General features: G+C 35.8%; 18 protein-coding genes and 2 tRNA genes. All 20 read left to right on the top strand.

Going from position 1 to position 17,747, the window contains the following annotated elements:
- The first annotated feature begins 256 nt into the window (after positions 1-256).
- The 20 genes from ACZ9HT_RS15590 (at position 257) to ACZ9HT_RS15495 (ending at position 17,678) form a co-directional block, all read left to right on the top strand.
- The gene (locus ACZ9HT_RS15590; protein ID WP_476041421.1) at positions 257-1,069 is read left to right on the top strand and encodes an energy transducer TonB; all 813 of its coding nucleotides are present in this window, start codon (positions 257-259) and stop codon (positions 1,067-1,069) included.
- Between the two features lie 171 nt (positions 1,070-1,240).
- Complete coding sequence (locus tag ACZ9HT_RS15585) at positions 1,241-2,014, top strand: ParA family protein (RefSeq protein ID WP_476041420.1); 774 nt, start codon at positions 1,241-1,243, stop codon at positions 2,012-2,014.
- Positions 2,015-2,065: 51 nt separating this feature from the next.
- Positions 2,066-2,953 (top strand): ParB/RepB/Spo0J family partition protein, encoded by an 888-nt coding sequence (locus ACZ9HT_RS15580; RefSeq protein WP_476041419.1) that lies wholly within the window; start codon positions 2,066-2,068, stop codon positions 2,951-2,953.
- The gene (locus tag ACZ9HT_RS15575) at positions 2,954-3,583 is read left to right on the top strand and encodes a DUF5683 domain-containing protein (RefSeq protein WP_476041418.1); all 630 of its coding nucleotides are present in this window, start codon (positions 2,954-2,956) and stop codon (positions 3,581-3,583) included. It begins immediately after the preceding gene.
- A gap of 32 nt (positions 3,584-3,615) precedes the next feature.
- Positions 3,616-4,320: a 4-hydroxy-tetrahydrodipicolinate reductase gene (dapB, locus tag ACZ9HT_RS15570; RefSeq protein WP_476041417.1), complete on the top strand. Its 705-nt coding sequence runs from the start codon at positions 3,616-3,618 to the stop codon at positions 4,318-4,320.
- 111 nt (positions 4,321-4,431) lie between these two features.
- The gene (gene lepB, locus ACZ9HT_RS15565) at positions 4,432-6,084 is read left to right on the top strand and encodes a signal peptidase I (RefSeq protein ID WP_476041416.1); all 1,653 of its coding nucleotides are present in this window, start codon (positions 4,432-4,434) and stop codon (positions 6,082-6,084) included.
- A gap of 184 nt (positions 6,085-6,268) precedes the next feature.
- Positions 6,269-6,886, top strand: coding sequence for a WbqC family protein (locus ACZ9HT_RS15560; RefSeq protein ID WP_476041415.1), 618 nt, complete (start codon positions 6,269-6,271; stop codon positions 6,884-6,886).
- An 86-nt stretch (positions 6,887-6,972) separates the two neighbouring features.
- Complete coding sequence (locus ACZ9HT_RS15555) at positions 6,973-8,682, top strand: S8 family serine peptidase (protein ID WP_476041414.1); 1,710 nt, start codon at positions 6,973-6,975, stop codon at positions 8,680-8,682.
- A gap of 104 nt (positions 8,683-8,786) precedes the next feature.
- A complete protein-coding gene (locus tag ACZ9HT_RS15550; protein WP_476041413.1) occupies positions 8,787-9,266 on the top strand; it encodes a lipocalin family protein in 480 nt (159 codons plus the stop codon).
- 19 nt (positions 9,267-9,285) lie between these two features.
- Positions 9,286-9,978: a YiaD family glycine zipper/OmpA-like lipoprotein gene (locus ACZ9HT_RS15545; RefSeq protein WP_476041412.1), complete on the top strand. Its 693-nt coding sequence runs from the start codon at positions 9,286-9,288 to the stop codon at positions 9,976-9,978.
- Positions 9,979-10,064: 86 nt separating this feature from the next.
- Positions 10,065-10,949 carry a decaprenyl-phosphate phosphoribosyltransferase gene (locus tag ACZ9HT_RS15540; protein ID WP_476041411.1) on the top strand — a complete coding sequence of 295 codons (885 nt, stop codon included), beginning with the start codon at positions 10,065-10,067 and terminating at the stop codon, positions 10,947-10,949.
- Positions 10,949-12,265 (top strand): FAD-binding oxidoreductase, encoded by a 1,317-nt coding sequence (locus ACZ9HT_RS15535; protein WP_476041410.1) that lies wholly within the window; start codon positions 10,949-10,951, stop codon positions 12,263-12,265. Before ACZ9HT_RS15540 ends, ACZ9HT_RS15535 begins: the two co-directional genes overlap by 1 nt.
- A gap of 67 nt (positions 12,266-12,332) precedes the next feature.
- Positions 12,333-13,058 (top strand): SDR family NAD(P)-dependent oxidoreductase, encoded by a 726-nt coding sequence (locus ACZ9HT_RS15530; protein WP_476041409.1) that lies wholly within the window; start codon positions 12,333-12,335, stop codon positions 13,056-13,058.
- 40 nt (positions 13,059-13,098) lie between these two features.
- On the top strand, positions 13,099-13,686 hold the full coding sequence (locus ACZ9HT_RS15525) for an HAD-IB family hydrolase (protein ID WP_476041408.1): 588 nt from the start codon (positions 13,099-13,101) through the stop codon (positions 13,684-13,686).
- Positions 13,687-13,725: 39 nt separating this feature from the next.
- Entirely contained in the window at positions 13,726-14,901 is a 1,176-nt protein-coding gene (locus ACZ9HT_RS15520; protein ID WP_476041407.1) for a cysteine desulfurase family protein, read from the top strand.
- A 68-nt stretch (positions 14,902-14,969) separates the two neighbouring features.
- The gene (gene trxA / locus ACZ9HT_RS15515) at positions 14,970-15,287 is read left to right on the top strand and encodes a thioredoxin (RefSeq protein ID WP_476041406.1); all 318 of its coding nucleotides are present in this window, start codon (positions 14,970-14,972) and stop codon (positions 15,285-15,287) included.
- A 127-nt stretch (positions 15,288-15,414) separates the two neighbouring features.
- Positions 15,415-15,488: transfer RNA gene (locus ACZ9HT_RS15510), tRNA-Asp, on the top strand.
- 29 nt (positions 15,489-15,517) lie between these two features.
- Positions 15,518-15,591: transfer RNA gene (locus ACZ9HT_RS15505), tRNA-Asp, on the top strand.
- Positions 15,592-15,838: 247 nt separating this feature from the next.
- Positions 15,839-17,089, top strand: coding sequence for a site-specific integrase (locus ACZ9HT_RS15500; RefSeq protein WP_476041405.1), 1,251 nt, complete (start codon positions 15,839-15,841; stop codon positions 17,087-17,089).
- A gap of 370 nt (positions 17,090-17,459) precedes the next feature.
- Positions 17,460-17,678, top strand: a complete 219-nt coding sequence (locus ACZ9HT_RS15495) for a hypothetical protein (protein WP_476041404.1) — start codon at positions 17,460-17,462, stop codon at positions 17,676-17,678.
- The last annotated feature ends 69 nt before the right edge of the window (positions 17,679-17,747 follow it).

Below are 17,747 nucleotides of genomic sequence, written 5' to 3'. Positions count from 1 at the left end.
CTTTTTATTTTGAAAGATGAAATTTTATGAATTTTCAATTAATTGTAATATCAGATGAATTGCAAAACAAAAAAGAATGAAAGATGAAGAAAAAAGTCATAAAATTGCTATTTTATTATGAATTGAATACAATCTATTTTAAATTGACATTTAAATGGTTTGTTATTTGATTAGTATTTAATAATATTAAAAAATAAGTACAAAACTAATAATCATTGTGTCTAATCTAATTTCTAACCCTAAAATCATTACAGTGATGAAAAATTTAATGAATTCAGAAAAAGAATTTCGTTTAAATGAAATTATTTTCGAAAACCGTAACAAAAATTATGGTGCGTACGTTCTTCGGAACGAAGAGGGAAACTTTCTAAAAAAAGCGCTCTTTATTGGAGTTGCATTTTTCGCAGCCATTGCAATCTCACCTTTACTTTTCAGGTCATTTGAAACTCCCGTAAAGATTACTGTTTACGACGGAGGTCACGATTTAACTCCTGTGGATGAGACACCAATAATTCCAGAGGTGATAAAACCTATTGTTCCGGTTGTAAATACCGAAGCTACGGTAAGTCTACAAGTGCCAACGCCAGCCAGAGATTCAAAAAAGCAAACACCACCTGCCACTTTTAATGAAGCGAAGGATACCCGAATTGGTCTAGACAATATTGAGGGTCCGCCAGCAATTTCGCAAAATCCTCCGGTGATAGCTCCACCCGTAACTTTCGTTCCTCCCACTGTTGCTCCGAAACCGGTAAATAATAATCCTGTTTCAAAAGTTGATGTTGAGGCTAGTTTTAATGGCGGAATTAATGCGTTCCGAACTAAAGTTGTTAATAACTTCGAAACTGAAAAATTCATCGGTAGTGGTGATCTTATAAAAACGACCGTTACCTTTATTGTAGAAAAAGATGGTTCTATCTCCGGAATAAAAGCGAGTGGACCAGATGCATCTTTTAATCGGGAAGCCGAAAAAACCATCAAATTCATCAAAGGAAAATGGGCGCCCGCAAAACTAAATGGCGAAAATGTAAGAAGCTATTTCAATTTTCCTATTTCGATGCAATTTGAATAAAAGAACTTCAAAATAAATTCGCGTAACACTTATCCACAAAAGATTCACTTTTGTGGATAATTATTTTTACGGACAAATGGTTAATTAACAATAGATTAACGTAAACAGAAATTTTACAAACCTTCTAAAAATGATAAAAAAGTGTATTTTTGGAGATTAAAATCGTAAAGAATGGCTAAAATTATAGGGGTAGCAAATCAAAAAGGGGGTGTTGGTAAAACAACAACCGCCATTAATTTAGCCGCCGCGTTAGGAGTTTTGGAAAAGAAAATTTTGTTGATCGATGCTGATCCTCAGGCAAATGCAACGTCTGGTTTGGGAATTGAACAATCTAATTTCTCTACTTATAACCTATTAGAAGGTAGTGAAGATGCCATAAAATGCATTCAAAAAACAACTTCTCCGAACCTTGATATTATTCCGTCGCACATCGATCTGGTCGCTGCTGAGATTGAATTAGTCGATCGCGAAAACCGCGAATATATGCTGAAAGAAGCGCTTAAATCTGTTCGAGAAAATTACGATTATATCATCATCGATTGCGCACCAAGTTTAGGTTTGATCACCATCAATGCTTTAACTGCCGCAGATTCAGTAATTATTCCGATTCAATGTGAGTATTTTGCTTTGGAAGGTTTAGGGAAATTATTGAACACGATTAAAAATGTTCAGAAAATTCACAATAAGGATTTAGATATAGAAGGATTGCTTTTAACCATGTTTGATTCGAGATTAAGATTGTCAAACCAGGTCGTAGAAGAAGTTAATTCACACTTCCCGGAGATGGTTTTCGAAACAATTATCAGCAGAAATGTCCGTTTAAGTGAAGCGCCAAGTTTTGGAGAAAGCATCTTAAACTACGATGCAGAAAGCAAGGGAGCGATTCAATATCTTCAGCTGGCTGAAGAAGTTTTACTAAAAAATGAAAATTTAGTTAAGAATTAAAAAATTGATTTTAAAGGTGAGAAATCATCCATATTAAAATTATCGATAAAAATGAAAGACAAAAAAAGAGCAATGGGTCGCGGTTTGGGTGCAATTTTAAGTGCAGAATCCAAAGCAACGGTAAATTCCGCAACCGATGAAGGAGCCGACAAATTTGTAGGAAATATTGTAGAGGTTGCTCTAGAAGATATTTATCCTAATGCAACGCAACCACGAACTTATTTTGACGAAAAAGCACTTGCCGATTTAGCGCAGTCTATTAAAAATTTGGGTGTTATTCAACCCATTACTTTAAGGAAAGACGGCGATAAATTCGAAATTATTTCTGGTGAGCGACGTTTTCGCGCGAGTAAAATTGCAGGATTAGAAACACTTCCGGCTTATATTCGTTTGGTAAATGACCAGGAATTGCTCGAAATGGCTTTGGTTGAAAATATCCAGAGAGAGGATCTTGATTCTATCGAAATCGCTTTAACTTATCAAAGATTGCTCGAAGAAATTGGAATGACCCAGGAAAATTTGAGTCAGAGAGTTGGTAAGGAAAGAAGTACGATCACCAACTCTATTCGATTGTTGAGGTTAAATCCCGACATGCAAAATGCCATTAGAAGTGGAGAGATCTCCGCTGGTCACGGCAGAGCAATCCTTAGTCTGGAGGAAAAAGAAAGTCAGGATTCCCTTTTTAAAAGCATTGTTAAAAATAATTTAAGCGTTCGGCAAACTGAAGAAGCGGCAAATCTTTTAAAGAACCCGACTCAGGTTGAAAGGAAAGTAAAAACTGCGATCCCCAATCATTTTAAGAAGGCAGAAAAAAATCTTGCTGATATTTTAGAGGTGAAAGTAGAAATAAAGTCAGCCGCAAATGGCAAAAAAGGAAAAATAGTACTCGATTTCAAAAATGAAGAAGAACTCGAAAATATTTTGTCACACTTTAAATAAATGAAGAAACTTACGCTAATTTTCCTGCTGATATTTTCTTTGAAAGCTTTCGCTCAGGTCAGTCCGAACGATACGATTCGGGTAGAAAATTATCCTACAGATTCAGTTTCAACAAAAACGTCGGATTCGGAAGTGGAAGTTCTTGCCGATATTAAAGAATCAAATGCGCCGGTTCAGGCGATGAAATTCAACCCGACCAAAGCTGGATTATACTCCGCGGTGTTACCTGGATTAGGACAATATTACAATAAAAAATATTGGAAAATTCCCATTGTTTGGGGCGGATTGGGCACGGGAATCGGAGTTACTCTTTTTAATCAAAAGCAATATACAAGGTACCGAAATGCTTTCATTTCGCAGTTAAATGGTCAGCCACACGAGTTTTCAAATATTCCCGGAATTACTGCAGAAGCTTTGGGCCGAACACAAGACCGCGCAAAGAGACAGCGGGATTACGCAATTGCAATAACAAGTTTGGTTTATGTGTTGAATATTGTAGATGCAGTGGTTGACGCCCATTTATATGAAGGCCGGAAAGATCCGGATCTCGCTTTGAAACCTACCGTTATTTATGATGAATTTGGAAAGCAAAATTCGAAAGCGGGACTCAGTTTAAGTTATAATTTTTAATTAAAATTCACACGCTATTTGCGTGACAGATTATGAAAATAGCATTGATAGGTTACGGTAAAATGGGTAAGATCATCGGCGAGATCGCAGAAAAAAAAGGTCATGAAATTGTAGCGAAACTTAATGAAACGCCAACTTTGGAAAATTTAAATAATCCCGATGTTGCGATTGAATTTTCTAATCCTGAAGTAGCTTTCGATAATATAAAGATCTGTCTGGAAAATAAAATCTCCGTGATCTGCGGAACTACAGGTTGGCTGACCAGAAAACCTGAGATTGAAAAAATAGCTGCCGCAAATAATACCGCTTTTTTATATGGTTCCAATTTCAGTTTAGGCGTGAATTTATTTTTTGCTTTAAATGAAAAACTATCTGACCTTATGAAAAATTTTGATGAGTATGAGGTGCAGTTGGAAGAAATTCATCATACGCATAAAAAAGACGCACCCAGCGGAACAGCCATTACTTTAGCAGAAGGAATCATCGATAACGATAAAAGATTCGACGCCTGGAAATTGCAGGAAACCAAAGGAAAAGAATTAGGGATCTTTGCTTTGAGACAAGATGAAGTTCCTGGTACACACCGCGTTTTATACAAAAGTAAAGTCGACGAAATCGAGATCAAACATACCGCTTTTAACAGAAATGGATTCGCGATCGGTGCTTTAGTAGCTGCAGAGTGGATCTTAGGAAAAAAAGGAAATTTCACCATGAAAGATGTTCTTTTCGACCAATAAAAATCAGGGATTAATAAGTAATTGCGCGTTATCAACTACAGATTGTGCTTCTTTCTGTAACAAAACTCCTCAAAATCAAACTAATAGTCTAAAATAGCAACCAATCTAGATATGAATTACTTTCTTACTTATGCCGTTTACGTGTTAATTCTCTCTTTATTGATGGGGATTTCAACTTGGAAATTATTTAAAAAAATGGGCTACAATCCGCTTTTTGCATTTGTACCCTTTTATAACTACTATATTATTCAGAAAGAAACAGATCACTCAAAATGGTGGGTGATTCTGGCTTATATTCCTATCGTTGGTCCAATAATGATGACGGTCTTTCATCTGTTTTTGATGAAACATTTTGGGAAATCAAGCTTCGTTCAAAAATTATTGACGGTAATTTTGCCGTTTATTTATATGGCTTTCGTGAATTATTCTAAAGATTCTGAATTAGAAATCTCAAAAGAACTTTACCTGACGGAAGAAGAAAAAGAAGAACATAAAAAGGAATCATTTCTTGGATCCATTACTTTTGCTGTAGTTTTTGCGACGATCGTGCACGTTTTCTTTACGCAGCCTTTCGGTATTCCCACGGGATCTATGGAAAGAACACTTCTTGTTGGGGATTTTCTTTTCGTCAATAAATGGACTTACGGTTTCAGAATGCCAATGCGTCCTTTAGCAATTCCATTTTTACAGGGAACCATTATGGATACAGGTGAAAAAGGCAATCCAAAAGATGATCCGAAATCTTATGTCGATGCGGTAAAATTACCGTACGAAAGAATTCTGCAGTTCAAAAAACCTCAGAAAAACGATATTGTTGTTTTCAATTATCCACAGGATTCAGTTCATACAGCCATCGACCGGAAAGATCCTTACGTTAAACGTTGCGTCGCAGTTGCCGGAGATATTATGGAATTTCGGGCGGGAAGACTCTTTATCAACGGTAAACCCGAAAGTATTTTAGGAGACCAAAAAAAGCAGCATAAATACATCGCAACCACAGGAAGTCAACTCGATATTCCTTCGCTTTATAAAAAATACGGATTTTTACCTGTTCAGGAAGTTCAGACACAAACCGGTTATCTGTACGATTTTCAGGGTTTAACAGATGAAACAGCCAAAGAAATTAAAGCTTTACCACAGATCATCGATTTAAAAGAACATCTTTGGGCAAAAGATTCGGGCGCGGTTTCTTATAAACTCAATGCAATGCGCGATGCTTACACGAAAGATGTAGATACCACGCAGTCGATTTTCCCTATCAATAAAAATTGGAATCAGGATTGGTACGGTCCATTAAAAATTCCTAAAAAAGGCGACGTAGTCACTCTAAATCAGGAAACCTTACCGGAATACCGCTGGATCATTTCCGAGTACGAACACAACAAAGTTGAAAATAAAGACGGCAAAATTTTCATCAACGGTAAAGAAACTACGCAATATACCATTCAGCAGGATTATTATATGATGATCGGTGATAATCGTGATGCTTCTTTAGATGCGCGATTTTTCGGTTTTGTTCCGGAAGAAAATATCGTCGGTTCGCCTATGTTTACCTGGTTGAGCGTTGAAGGATTGTTCCCCGACAAAAGTTCCTCATATCAGCCGGCAGGTAAAACGATTCGCTGGGATCGAATGTTTAAAGCGACAAATACTGGCGAAGCACAAAAAACTTCGTATTGGTGGGTTGCAGCGATCATTTTATTGCTCTTCTTCGGTTGGGATTATTTCGCAAAATTTTTCAAGAAAAAAGAAACTGAAGATTAAATTAGACAAGTTATTTGACTTCAATAAATTCGATAAGGAGCTTAATCCCGCTCTCTGCTATATCTTTTATTCCGCTGAGGCTCCATAAAAGGATACCGCTTCGATCGGGGCTATGGCATTAAGTTAATCCCAAAATTTATTTCCAGAAATATTTTACGGAATACTGTAAACATGATTTATTAACATGAAAGTATTATTACCACTCTTTTATTTACCACCCATTTCCTGGTTCTCGGTTTTTTTAAAAGAAAATTCTGAGATCGTTTTCGAACAGTTCGAAAGTTTTCCGAAACAAACCTATCGGAACAGGACGAATATTTATGGTGCAAACGGCCGATTGTCTTTAATAATCCCAATGAATCACAACGGGAAAAGAACCTTAAATGAAATCGAAGTTTCACACCGCGAAAAGTGGGAAAAGATCCATTGGAAATCGATTAAAACGGCTTATCAAAGTTCTCCTTACTTCGAGTTTTACGAAGATCAGCTGGAGCAGATCTTTACTTTTGAAACCAACTCTTTAATGGATTTTAATTTAAATGCTTTAAAAATCATTCTTAAAATCCTAAAAGTAGAAAAGGCATATTCTTTGAATAACGAGTATTTCAAAAATCCTGTCGAAGAAAATTACAGAGAAAAATTTTCTGCAAAACAGAAAGGTGAATTTCAAATGGAAGAATATTATCAGACTTTCAGCGATAAATACGGCTTTGAGAAAGACCTTTCGATTTTGGATCTTATTTGTAACAAAGGCCCGGAAACTTTGACTTATGTAAGAACGGTTCAAACCGCCTCAATTTAATTTGTAATCGCTGCTTTTTTCGAAATGCAAAATTTTTTCGGAGCTGCGCGGTCACATCAATCTTAAAATCAATAAATAGTTTACTTATGAAAAGAATATTCATTGCAGCCTGTTTTATGACAGGTTTTGCTTCTTTTGCACAAACTGCTGCAACTCCCTTGGATCCAATGCAGGACAAGGATTTAATGACTTGGTACCACAAAGATTTTGCTTCTACAAACGTATATGGAGTCAATACACAGAACGCTTATAAATATTTAGATTCCAAAGGTTTAAAACCTAAACCGGTAATCGTTGGTGTTTTAGATAGTGGCGTTCAGGTTGATCATCCAGGTTTAAAAGCTAACATGTGGACCAATGCAAACGAAATTCCAAATAATGGGAAAGATGACGATGGAAATGGATACATTGATGATGTTCACGGCTGGAATTTCATTGGCGGGAAAAATGGCGACGTGTACGATGATAACTTAGAAGTTACTCGTGTTGTAAAAAAATACCAGTCGGTTTTCGAAGGTCCAAATTCTGTCACAAACAAAGCAAATCAGGCAAAAATGCCCGAAGAATTTGCGATGTATATGAAGTCGAAAGATATCTACACCAAAAAAGGTGGCGAGGCGAAACAGGGTTACGAAACCTATAAAAGAATTCAGGGGATGATCCCAACGATTGTAGGAATGCTCAATGGGCAAAACTTAACACCAGAAGTTGTTGCGGCAATAAAACCGACAACTCCTGAGCAATCAATGGCAATGTCAATTTTGGGACAAATTTCTCAGGATCCGGCTATCAAAGGAAAATCTCCGGCAGAAGTTCAGAAGTTCTTAACTGATCAAATGAAACAGGCGGTAGATTATTATGAAGTTCAGGCGACGAAACAATATAATTTGGATTTTGATCCAAGAGCCGAAATCGTAGAGGATGATTATGATAACTATTCTCAAAAAGTTTATGGAAACAATCATTATGCTGATCCAAAAGGAGAACACGGAACACACGTTGCAGGAATAATTGCAGGGTTACCACAAGGAAAAGAAGTTCAGTATGGGGTCGGTTATAAGGTTGCTAAAATTATGGCCGTAAGAGCCGTTCCGAATGGTGACGAAAGAGACAAAGATGTTGCGAACGCGGTTAGATATGCAGTAGACAATGGTGCGAAGATCTTAAATATGAGCTTCGGTAAACCGGTTTCTCCAGGGAAAAATGTGGTTTGGGATGCTTTTAAATATGCCGATGATAAAGGCGTGCTTTTAGTAAAAGCTGCTGGTAACGATAATGAAAATGTTGCTGAAAATGTTTATTTTCCTACCAATTTTAAAGAGGTAACTGACGAAAAACCGTACATCGATAATATGATCGTTGTGGGCGCTTCTACGAATGATAATGAATTCCTACGTGCAGATTTCTCTAACTACAACCAAAAGATGGTGAACGTTTTTGCACCGGGAGAAAAAATTTATTCAACGATTCCCGGATCTAAATATGAATATCTTCAGGGAACATCAATGGCTTCTCCGGTTGTTGCTGGTGCCGCCGCCGTTTTAATGGCTTACATGCCCAATTTAACGCCGGCTCAGGTAATAGAATCATTGGTGAAATCATCAAACAAATCAACGGTTAACGCAATGATTGACTCAAACACCAACAATAGATTTGATATGATCTCTGAAGCTGGTGGTGTTATTGATGTTAAAAAAGCTGCGGAATATGCTTATACTCATTTCTACAAAGCAGGTCCAACTGTAAAAAAGAAAGCAGTAAATACTAGAGCTGCTAAGAAAGTAAAAAGAAAATAATTTTCTTAAATAAATCATAAAAGTCCGATTATTCGGACTTTTTTTTGTTTTAATAAGTCATTGGCACGGTTTTTTGTAACTCCTAATTAAATAATTTTACTACTATGAAAAATGTAATACTAGCCGGAATTTTAGGAGCTGCGATGAGCGTTTCCTGTTCCACCGCAAAAACAGCACAGTCTAACAAAGCAGAATTTCTTCAGTTAAAAGGAACTTGGCAGGTAACAAGTGTTGATTATGATAAGAATTTTAAAGTAAAACCTTTTGATGAGAATGCCGATGCACAATGTTTCGTTGGTAGCGAGTGGAAATTAATTCCTAATAACTATTCAGGTTCCTACACAATTAATGGTGGCGGAGATTGCCCAAGTGTGATGCAGCCAATTAAATTTGAGGTCGTTAACGGAAACGAATTTAAATTTAAAAAATTAGTGGAAGGTTCCAAAGCGAAAGCGGTAACCGAAGGTTATTCCCTAAATCTTATAAGTCAAACAGACCAGAATTTTTCTTTAGAACAAAATATTCCTTCAGATGGTGAAAATGTAAGAATCGTTTACAATTTTTCTAAAACAGGAATGAAATAACAATATAAAATAAAAAATTATGAAAATTTTTAACAAAACAAATGTCGCTGCACTATTTATATCTTTGTCTTTAGTGACTACAAGTTGTGAAGCGGTGAAGAACTCTAATAACCAGCAAAAAGGAACAGTAATCGGTGCTTCTGCAGGAGCTGTACTTGGTGGTATTTTGGGAAATAATTTAGGAAACGGTAAGAATTCAGCATTAGGAGCTGTTCTAGGTGGAGTTGTTGGTGGAGTTGCCGGTAATGTTATTGGTAACAAAATGGACAAACAAGCTAAAGAAATTAAAGATACTTTGCCCGGTGCAGAAGTTGAAAGAGTTGGCGAAGGAATTAAGGTTACCTTAAAAGAAAATATGGTTAACTTCGGATTTGATTCTTCTAATTTAACAGAATCCGGTAAAATGAACCTTGATAAATTGGCTACTGTTTTATCTAATAACCCAGATACCAACATTAATATTTACGGTTATACCGATAGCAAAGGAACAGATTCTTATAATCTGTCTCTTTCAGACAGAAGAGCTGCAGCGGTAAAAACTTATTTATCCTCAAAAGGTGTTTCTTCAATGAGAATGAACACGATGGGAATGGGTGAAGCTGATCCAGTTGCCTCAAATGATACCGATTCCGGTAGAGCGCAAAACAGAAGAGTAGAATTTGCAATTACTGCAAATGCAGACATGATCAATGACGCTAAAACAGCTCAGTAATCATTGTTTCAATATATTATATTTAATCCGCTTCGGCGGATTTTTTATTTTAAAATCACTAATTTCGCATTTGATTTTTTACACGGATGACGAAATATTTAAAACTGCTTAGAGTAGAACAATGGATCAAAAACCTCTTTGTTTTTGCGCCTTTGTTTTTTTCCGGGAACATTACCAACTTCGATCTGTTGGCGAAAAGCATATTTGCTTTTATCATTTTTTCCCTCGCTGCAAGTTCAGTTTATATTATAAACGATTATACCGATATTGAATCGGACCGCAAACATCCGGCGAAAAGAAGACGTCCGCTCGCAAGTGGTGTCATCTCAAAAAAAACCGCCTTAATTATTCTCGTTGTGCTCATCGCGCTCGCAATAGCGTTGGTATTTTGCGGCGAACAGTATTTTCATCTTAATTTCTGGAAATTCGCCACTATCATTGGTTTCTATTTCCTCATGAATTTGGCCTATACGTTCAAGTTAAAGCATGTTGCCATTATCGATGTGAGTATTATTTCACTAGGTTTTGTCTTACGGGTTTTAGCGGGCGGTTATGCGACCGGCATCTTTATATCACAATGGGCGATATTACTCACTTTCATTTTGGCTCTCGTACTCGCGATCGGTAAACGAAGAGGTGAATTGATCAATGCGCAGATTTCAGGTAAAACGCGAAAATCTTTAGATGGTTATAATGTGCAGTTTGCAGATATTGCGCTTTCCATAAGTTGTACTTTGGCGATTGTCTGTTATTTGATGTTTACCCTTTCTCCAGAAGTTCAGCAGCGTTTTCACGCCCGCGTTTTTTATACCGTGATATTTGTGGTTTTCGGAGTTTTAAGATATCTGCAGCAGACTTTGGTGTATAACAAAACAGAATCGCCGACCAAAATTATTTATAGAGACAGATATATTCAAATCACTTTGGTGCTTTGGATCGCTGCCTTTTTACTTCAAATTTATTTCAAATAATGAAACCCAATTTTATTCAGAAAGTCACGAATTGGGGAAATTTTCCCGTGGTTGAAAAAGAAATAAAGTCCGAAGATACGCTGTCGAAGATTAAAGATTTTGTACGGGATAATAACGAAATAATCGCCCGTGGAAACGGCAGATGTTATGGCGATGCAGCACTTTCTGAACATATGTTTTCTACCAAAAGACTCAATAAATTAATTAGTTTTGATCGTTTAAACGGTGTGATAGAATGTGAATCCGGAGTTTTACTTTCCGAGGTTTTAGAAGTTATCGTTCCACAAGGATATTTTCTTTACGTAACACCCGGCACCAAATTTATTTCTGTTGGCGGCGCCATCGCTTCCGATGTTCATGGTAAAAATCATCATGCCGAAGGTTGCTTTTCAGAATATGTTCTCTCTTTTTCTTTATTGAATGAAAACAGCGAGGTGCTCAACTGTTCCCGAACAGAAAATGCAGAGAAATTTTGGGCAACCATCGGTGGAATGGGACTTACCGGAATTATACTCACCGCAACTTTCAAATTGAAAAATATTGAAACTGCTTACATTCGTCAGGAAAGCGTGAAAGCTGAAAATTTAGACGAAATATTTAAACTCTTTGACGAAAGTGAATCCTGGACGTACAATGTTGCCTGGATCGACTGTCTTCAAAAAGGAAATAAGATCGGAAGAAGTATTATATTGCGCGGCGAACACGCTTTTAAACATCAGTTACCGAAAAATTTGCAGGAGAATCCTTTACGCCTGAAAAAAAAGTTCATTCCTACCGTTCCTTTTTACTTTCCTAATTTCGTGTTGAATAATTTGACGGTTAAATTATTTAACTTTCTCTATTTCATGAAGCAAACTAAAAAAGAGGTTAAAAGTTATGTGGATTATGAGACATTTTTCTATCCTTTAGATGTTGTAAATGACTGGAATAAAATTTATGGTAAAAGCGGATTTATTCAATACCAGTTTGTGATCCCAAAAGAAAGAGGCAAAGAAGGAATGCAGAAAATTCTGGAAGCCATTGCGAAAAGCGGCAACGGATCTTTTTTGGCCGTTCTTAAACTTTTTGGTAAAAATAATCCAGATGCTTACAATTCATTTCCTTTCGAAGGTTATACTTTAGCTTTGGACTTTAAAGTGAATTCCAAACTAAAAAATTTAGTTAAAAATTTAGATGAAATTGTCGAAGCTTATGATGGTAGAATTTATCTGACCAAAGACAGCATGAGCAAATCTTCTCTTACAAATTATCTTCAGAATGTGCAGAATCCGAAATTTGTTTCCGCACAGCACAAGAGAATAATTAACAATAATTAAATTGGAAACTATCGTTGATCGGTTAAAAAATTAATTGTTCATCACCCAATATTTACACTCATTATTTATGATAGTTCTTGGCAGCAATTCAGAAATTTCGCAGGCGTTTGTAGAAAAGGCTTTGGAAGCGCATGAAAAATATTCAACTATTTTCCTTTTCACTTCTAACCGGGAAACGACCGAGAAATTTGCGAAACATCTGGAAGTGAAGTTTTTACAGCAAACCGAAATCATCGATCTTGATTTAAGAAAGCAGATTGACTACACAAAATTTGATGAGATCACTTCAAACTTGCTCTTCTGCGCCACCGGATATTTAGGAGAAGGCTCCGAAGAAGGACTTTACGATCAAAAAAACACAGAGAAAGTAATCGATATTAATTACGCCAAATTGATTCCTGTCCTGAATTTTTTTGCAGAAAAAATGGAAAGACAACGCTCCGGAACCATGATCGTTTTGTCCTCAGTTGCCGGAGATCGTGGCAGACAGAGTAACTTCATCTACGGAAGTGCTAAGGCAGGATTAACCGCTTATTTAAGTGGTCTTCGGAATTATCTTTACCATAAAAAAGTTCATGTTCTTACCGTGAAACCTGGTTTTATGGATACGAAGATGACGGAAGGTTTGCCCTTAAATCCGAAATTAACAGCAACTCCCAAACAAGCTGCACATTCAATTTACAACGCGTACAAAAATCAGAAAAATGTAGCGTATGTCCTTCCGGTTTGGAGCGTTATTATGCTCATCATCAAAAATATACCTGAATTTATTTTTAAAAAGCTGAATTTGTAATTATCAATAAATTCTATAAAAAAATTGCCATCTTTGCGCAATGAAAAAACTGTATTTATTTGATTTCGACGGCACTTTAACGTATAGAGATACAATGTTTCTTTACCTTAAATTTTACGATTCTTCAAAGTTTAATTTTCAGTTTATAAAACATATTCCCCTTTTTATCTTACTCAAGTTGAAATTGGCAGATCCGGAAAAAATTAAAAGAAGTTTTATTTCTTCTATTTTAAAAGGTCAGACCAAAAACAAAATTGAAAAAAAATCTCAGGAATTTTTCAATAAATATTATCCGGAGATCTTTAGAGAAAACGCGTTGGAGTTCATTAATAATATCGACCGGGAAAAAACCGACTGTTACATTGTTTCTGCGTCTTTAGACATTTGGGTCAAACCGTTTGCAGACAAATTCAATATGAAACTTTTGGCCACGCAGGTAGAATTCGTGAATGATATTTTCACCGGAAATTTCGTAGGGAGAAACTGTAACGGACCGGAAAAAGTAAATCGAATAAAAGAGACTTTGGCTGGTAAGAAATACGATAAAACGATCGCATTTGGCGATACTTCCGGCGATAAAGAAATGTTATCCTGGGCAAATGAAAGTCAGTTTGAATTTTTTCACTAATTTTACGCCTAGAAAAATCTAAAAAAGAAAGTAAAAAAAATGAATAGAATTTACTTGGATAATGCGGCTACTACGCCGCTCTCCGAAGAAGTGATCGATGCCATGGTAGACGTAATGAGAATGAATTACGGTAATCCTTCCTCTACTCACAGTTTAGGCCAGGAAGCTAAAATTTTAATTGAAAATGTTAGAAGACAAGTTGCAGAATATCTTCATGTAACGCCTGCAGAAATTATTTTTACCTCTTGCGGAACCGAATCTAACAACATGATCATTCAGTCTTGTGTGAATCATTTGGGCGTGCAGAGAATCATTACTTCACCTATGGAACACAAATGTGTTGCTGAAACGGTTTTAGATATGAAGAAGCGGAATGGAGTAGAAGTAGTCTATCTTCGTCCAAATCAAAAAGGTGATTTCGACCTGGGAAAATTAGAAGAGATCATTAAAAGTTCCGATAAGAAAACTTTAGTAACATTAATGCATGCTAACAATGAAATAGGAAACTTTATCGACCTTAAAAAAGTGGCTTCATTATGCAAAGAAAATAATGTTTTATTCCACTCAGATACCGTGCAGTCTATGGCACACATGGACATGAATTTTTCTGAGATTCCAATTGATTTTGCGTCGTGTAGTGCGCACAAATTTCATGGACCAAAAGGAAGCGGTTTTGCTTTCGTTCGAAAAGCTTCAGGTTTAAAAGGAATTATAACCGGTGGACCTCAAGAAAGAACGTTGAGAGCAGGAACAGAGAATGTTTGCGGTATTGTGGGTTTAGGCAAAGCGCTGGAAATTTCTTTGAATCATATGGAGGAGTATGCTTCTCACATGAAAAAAATCAAGAAATATACGTTCGACCGACTTACTTCAGAAATTGAAGGCATAAAATTCAATGGTAGAAGTGCAGAAGAAGACGAAAGTTTATACACAGTTTTAAGTGTTTTGTTACCGTTCAAAGACCCATTGATTGGTCTTAAGCTCGATATGAAAGGAATTGCGATCTCTCAGGGAAGCGCATGTTCTTCTGGTGCATCTAAACCCTCGATGGTAATGATGATGCTTTTAAATGAAGAAGAAATGCTGGATTCTACGCCTTTACGAGTGTCTTTCAGTCACCTGACAACAACCTCGGAAATTGATGCATTAATTGATGCTTTAAAGGAGATTTCAAAGTCCTTCAATATAGAAAAAACAAATGTTGAACATAGATAATTTACTCTTTAGCTTTCTGAGAAAATCGTAAATTTGTATAAGTAAAAATTAATTTAAAATTAAATAAAATGGCATTAGAAATTACAGATCAATCATTCAAAGAAATGGTTTTGAATTCAGATAAACCCGTATTGGTAGATTTTTGGGCAGTTTGGTGTGGACCATGCAGAATGTTGGGACCAATTGTTGAAGAAATTGCAACAGATTTTGATGGAAAAGCCGTCGTAGGAAAAGTTGACGTTGATAATAATCAGCAAGTTTCTGTAGATTACGGTATCCGAAATATCCCAACTATTTTAATCTTTAAAGGTGGAGAAGTAGTCGATAAAATCGTTGGAGTTGCTTCAAAAGAGGTTATTGCTGAAAAATTATCGGCACATTTGTAAAAATAATCAAGTCATAATCAATGCTTTCTATTAAAGGAAGCATTTTTTTTGTCAAAAAATTTTGTAGATGGGCAGAAAGTTGTATTTTTGCACTCACGAAAAAGAAACATCGTTTCTTAATTCTAATGATCCGGTAGTTCAGCTGGTTAGAATGCCGCCCTGTCACGGCGGAGGTCGCGGGTTCGAGTCCCGTCCGGATCGCATAAAGTTATCAATACTTTTAAAAAATTGATCCGGTAGTTCAGCTGGTTAGAATGCCGCCCTGTCACGGCGGAGGTCGCGGGTTCGAGTCCCGTCCGGATCGCAACTACTATATTAAAGTAGTACAAAAAGCTTTAAAACATACGTTTTAAAGCTTTTTTTGTTTTATGGGTGTTCAAAAAGAGTTAAAAAAGCACAATTTATAAGTGACCTATTCGGTGACCAACTTAAAAAGGTTAAAATAGGTCACTGAAATTTCAGATAAACACTGTTTAGGAGGTAGTTCAGCAACTGAACATCTTGTGCGGAGGTTTTACTAAGGTTAATTTTAAATCTTTAAACCACACAATATGAACAAGACCTTTAATTTACTTTTCTATGTAAAAAAAACCAAAGTCAATTCTACGGGAGAGGCTCCTATTTATTTGCGAATTACCATTGACGGTAAAATATCTGAAATCAGTACAAAGCGCACTATAAAACCGTTAAAATGGAATTCTGCGATGCAGAAGATCAGTGGTTCTTCAGAAGAGAGTAAATCGCTTAATTTTTATCTTAAAACATTTGAGCAGAAAGTTTACAATACTTATCACGAATTGATGAGAGATAAAGAAACGGTGACTTGTGAAGTGCTTAAAAATAAGCTATTGGGTAGAGGTGAACTTTCCAGAACACTTATTCCTGTTTTTCAGGATCACAATGATCGCATGGAAAAGCTGGTAGGGAAGGAGTTTGCACCTGGGACATTAATCCGCTATAAAACCACTGTAAAACATACCAAAGAGTTTTTGAAATGGAAGTACAATATTTCCGACATTGATATTAAGAAAATAGATTACGCTTTTTTGAATGATTTTGAATTGTTCTTAAGAACCGAAAAATCCTGTAACAATAATTCGGCAGTAAAGTATATCAAAAATTTAGGAAAGATAATTCGTATTTGTCTTGCAAATGGATGGATGGAAAGAGATCCTTTTATGAATTATCAGTCCAAGTTTAATGAAGTAACAAGAATGTTTCTTAATGAAAAGGAAATAGAAGAGCTTTTTGCCAAAGATTTTAAAAATGAAAGATTGTCTTTGGTAAGAGATATTTTCCTGTTCAGTTGTTTCACCGGATTGGCATATATTGATACTAAAGAACTCACTTATCAAAATATTAATTTGGGGCTAGATGGATCTCAATGGATTTATACCAAACGGCAGAAAACTAAAACGACCTCTAATATTCCCTTACTTTCTCAAACTGAACAAATTATTGAAAAATACAAAAATCATCCTGTATGTATGAATAATGGAAAGCTACTCCCAATTCTTAGTAATCAAAAAATGAATGCTTATTTGAAAGAGATTGCAGATTTATGTGGTATCAACAAAGAATTAACTTACCATATTGCCCGTCATACTTTTGCAACGACTATTACTTTATCCAATGGAGTTTCTATTGAAAGTGTAAGTAAAATGCTGGGCCACAAAAGTATTAAGACTACCCAGCATTATGCAAAAATCTTAGACAAAAAAGTAAGCGAAGATATGATGGTATTGAAACAAAAATTTGTTGATAGAAAGAATGTGGCAGCGGGCTCTCAAATAGTTGGTTAGTAAATACGTTTTTTTATAAAAAGAAAGTATTCAAAAAATACCCCCAAGCTAAAATGGCCCAAATGCAAGCAGGAAAACCTTCTCATCAAAGATAAGATTGTAAATGTCCAGATGACCAATTATAATATCAATGATAAATATTTAATAATAATGTGCTTTAAATGCACTTTTCTTTATTGCGTATTTAGATCGTAAATTGATTGTGTTATTTCTACTTTTGAGAACGTTGAGGCTTAAACGCTTTAAAAGAAGAATCTATTTATGACATGATTACATTCCGTTTATGGATTCCCTTTTGTTTGAGATCCATAGTTTGTATTTTCATTGTAAAAATTTATTCTGAAATACGTATCTTAGAAGTAAAAATGATATGAAAGTACATTTATGTTATCAACACGGAAACGTAAAAATTAAATGGAATCTTCCATTTTTTCCGCATACAGGTGAATATATTTCCACAGCAGAACTTTTAACGGAGAAAGAATTAGAGAAGCTGGGCTCCGAAAGTGATTATCTCCAAATCATTAATATCTCGTGGTTTTTGAATAAAGATCGTAAACGCACTTCTGTAGAAATTCTATTGGAGTAGGTTTTGAGCATATAAGTTATTAATAATGACAAACTAAGCAAGTGCGCAAGGTTTTGGAAACTATGTAAA

This window comes from Chryseobacterium sp. UYP7 (genome assembly GCF_056279225.1).
The sequence above is the reverse complement of the archived record's forward strand: the minus strand, read 5'-3'. Positions and strand labels throughout refer to the sequence as shown.

Excerpts from the sequence above, each read along its gene's own strand:
- ACZ9HT_RS15590 (WP_476041421.1), top strand. The coding sequence starts at position 257 with ATGAAAAATTTAATGAATTCAGAAAAAGAATTTCGTTTAAATGAAATT.
- ACZ9HT_RS15585 (WP_476041420.1), top strand. The coding sequence starts at position 1,241 with ATGGCTAAAATTATAGGGGTAGCAAATCAAAAAGGGGGTGTTGGTAAA.
- ACZ9HT_RS15580 (WP_476041419.1), top strand. The coding sequence starts at position 2,066 with ATGAAAGACAAAAAAAGAGCAATGGGTCGCGGTTTGGGTGCAATTTTA.
- ACZ9HT_RS15575 (WP_476041418.1), top strand. The coding sequence starts at position 2,954 with ATGAAGAAACTTACGCTAATTTTCCTGCTGATATTTTCTTTGAAAGCT.
- dapB (WP_476041417.1), top strand. The coding sequence starts at position 3,616 with ATGAAAATAGCATTGATAGGTTACGGTAAAATGGGTAAGATCATCGGC.
- lepB (WP_476041416.1), top strand. The coding sequence starts at position 4,432 with ATGAATTACTTTCTTACTTATGCCGTTTACGTGTTAATTCTCTCTTTA.
- ACZ9HT_RS15560 (WP_476041415.1), top strand. The coding sequence starts at position 6,269 with ATGAAAGTATTATTACCACTCTTTTATTTACCACCCATTTCCTGGTTC.
- ACZ9HT_RS15555 (WP_476041414.1), top strand. The coding sequence starts at position 6,973 with ATGAAAAGAATATTCATTGCAGCCTGTTTTATGACAGGTTTTGCTTCT.
- ACZ9HT_RS15550 (WP_476041413.1), top strand. The coding sequence starts at position 8,787 with ATGAAAAATGTAATACTAGCCGGAATTTTAGGAGCTGCGATGAGCGTT.
- ACZ9HT_RS15545 (WP_476041412.1), top strand. The coding sequence starts at position 9,286 with ATGAAAATTTTTAACAAAACAAATGTCGCTGCACTATTTATATCTTTG.
- ACZ9HT_RS15540 (WP_476041411.1), top strand. The coding sequence starts at position 10,065 with ATGACGAAATATTTAAAACTGCTTAGAGTAGAACAATGGATCAAAAAC.
- ACZ9HT_RS15535 (WP_476041410.1), top strand. The coding sequence starts at position 10,949 with ATGAAACCCAATTTTATTCAGAAAGTCACGAATTGGGGAAATTTTCCC.
- ACZ9HT_RS15530 (WP_476041409.1), top strand. The coding sequence starts at position 12,333 with ATGATAGTTCTTGGCAGCAATTCAGAAATTTCGCAGGCGTTTGTAGAA.
- ACZ9HT_RS15525 (WP_476041408.1), top strand. The coding sequence starts at position 13,099 with ATGAAAAAACTGTATTTATTTGATTTCGACGGCACTTTAACGTATAGA.
- ACZ9HT_RS15520 (WP_476041407.1), top strand. The coding sequence starts at position 13,726 with ATGAATAGAATTTACTTGGATAATGCGGCTACTACGCCGCTCTCCGAA.
- trxA (WP_476041406.1), top strand. The coding sequence starts at position 14,970 with ATGGCATTAGAAATTACAGATCAATCATTCAAAGAAATGGTTTTGAAT.
- ACZ9HT_RS15500 (WP_476041405.1), top strand. The coding sequence starts at position 15,839 with ATGAACAAGACCTTTAATTTACTTTTCTATGTAAAAAAAACCAAAGTC.
- ACZ9HT_RS15495 (WP_476041404.1), top strand. The coding sequence starts at position 17,460 with ATGAAAGTACATTTATGTTATCAACACGGAAACGTAAAAATTAAATGG.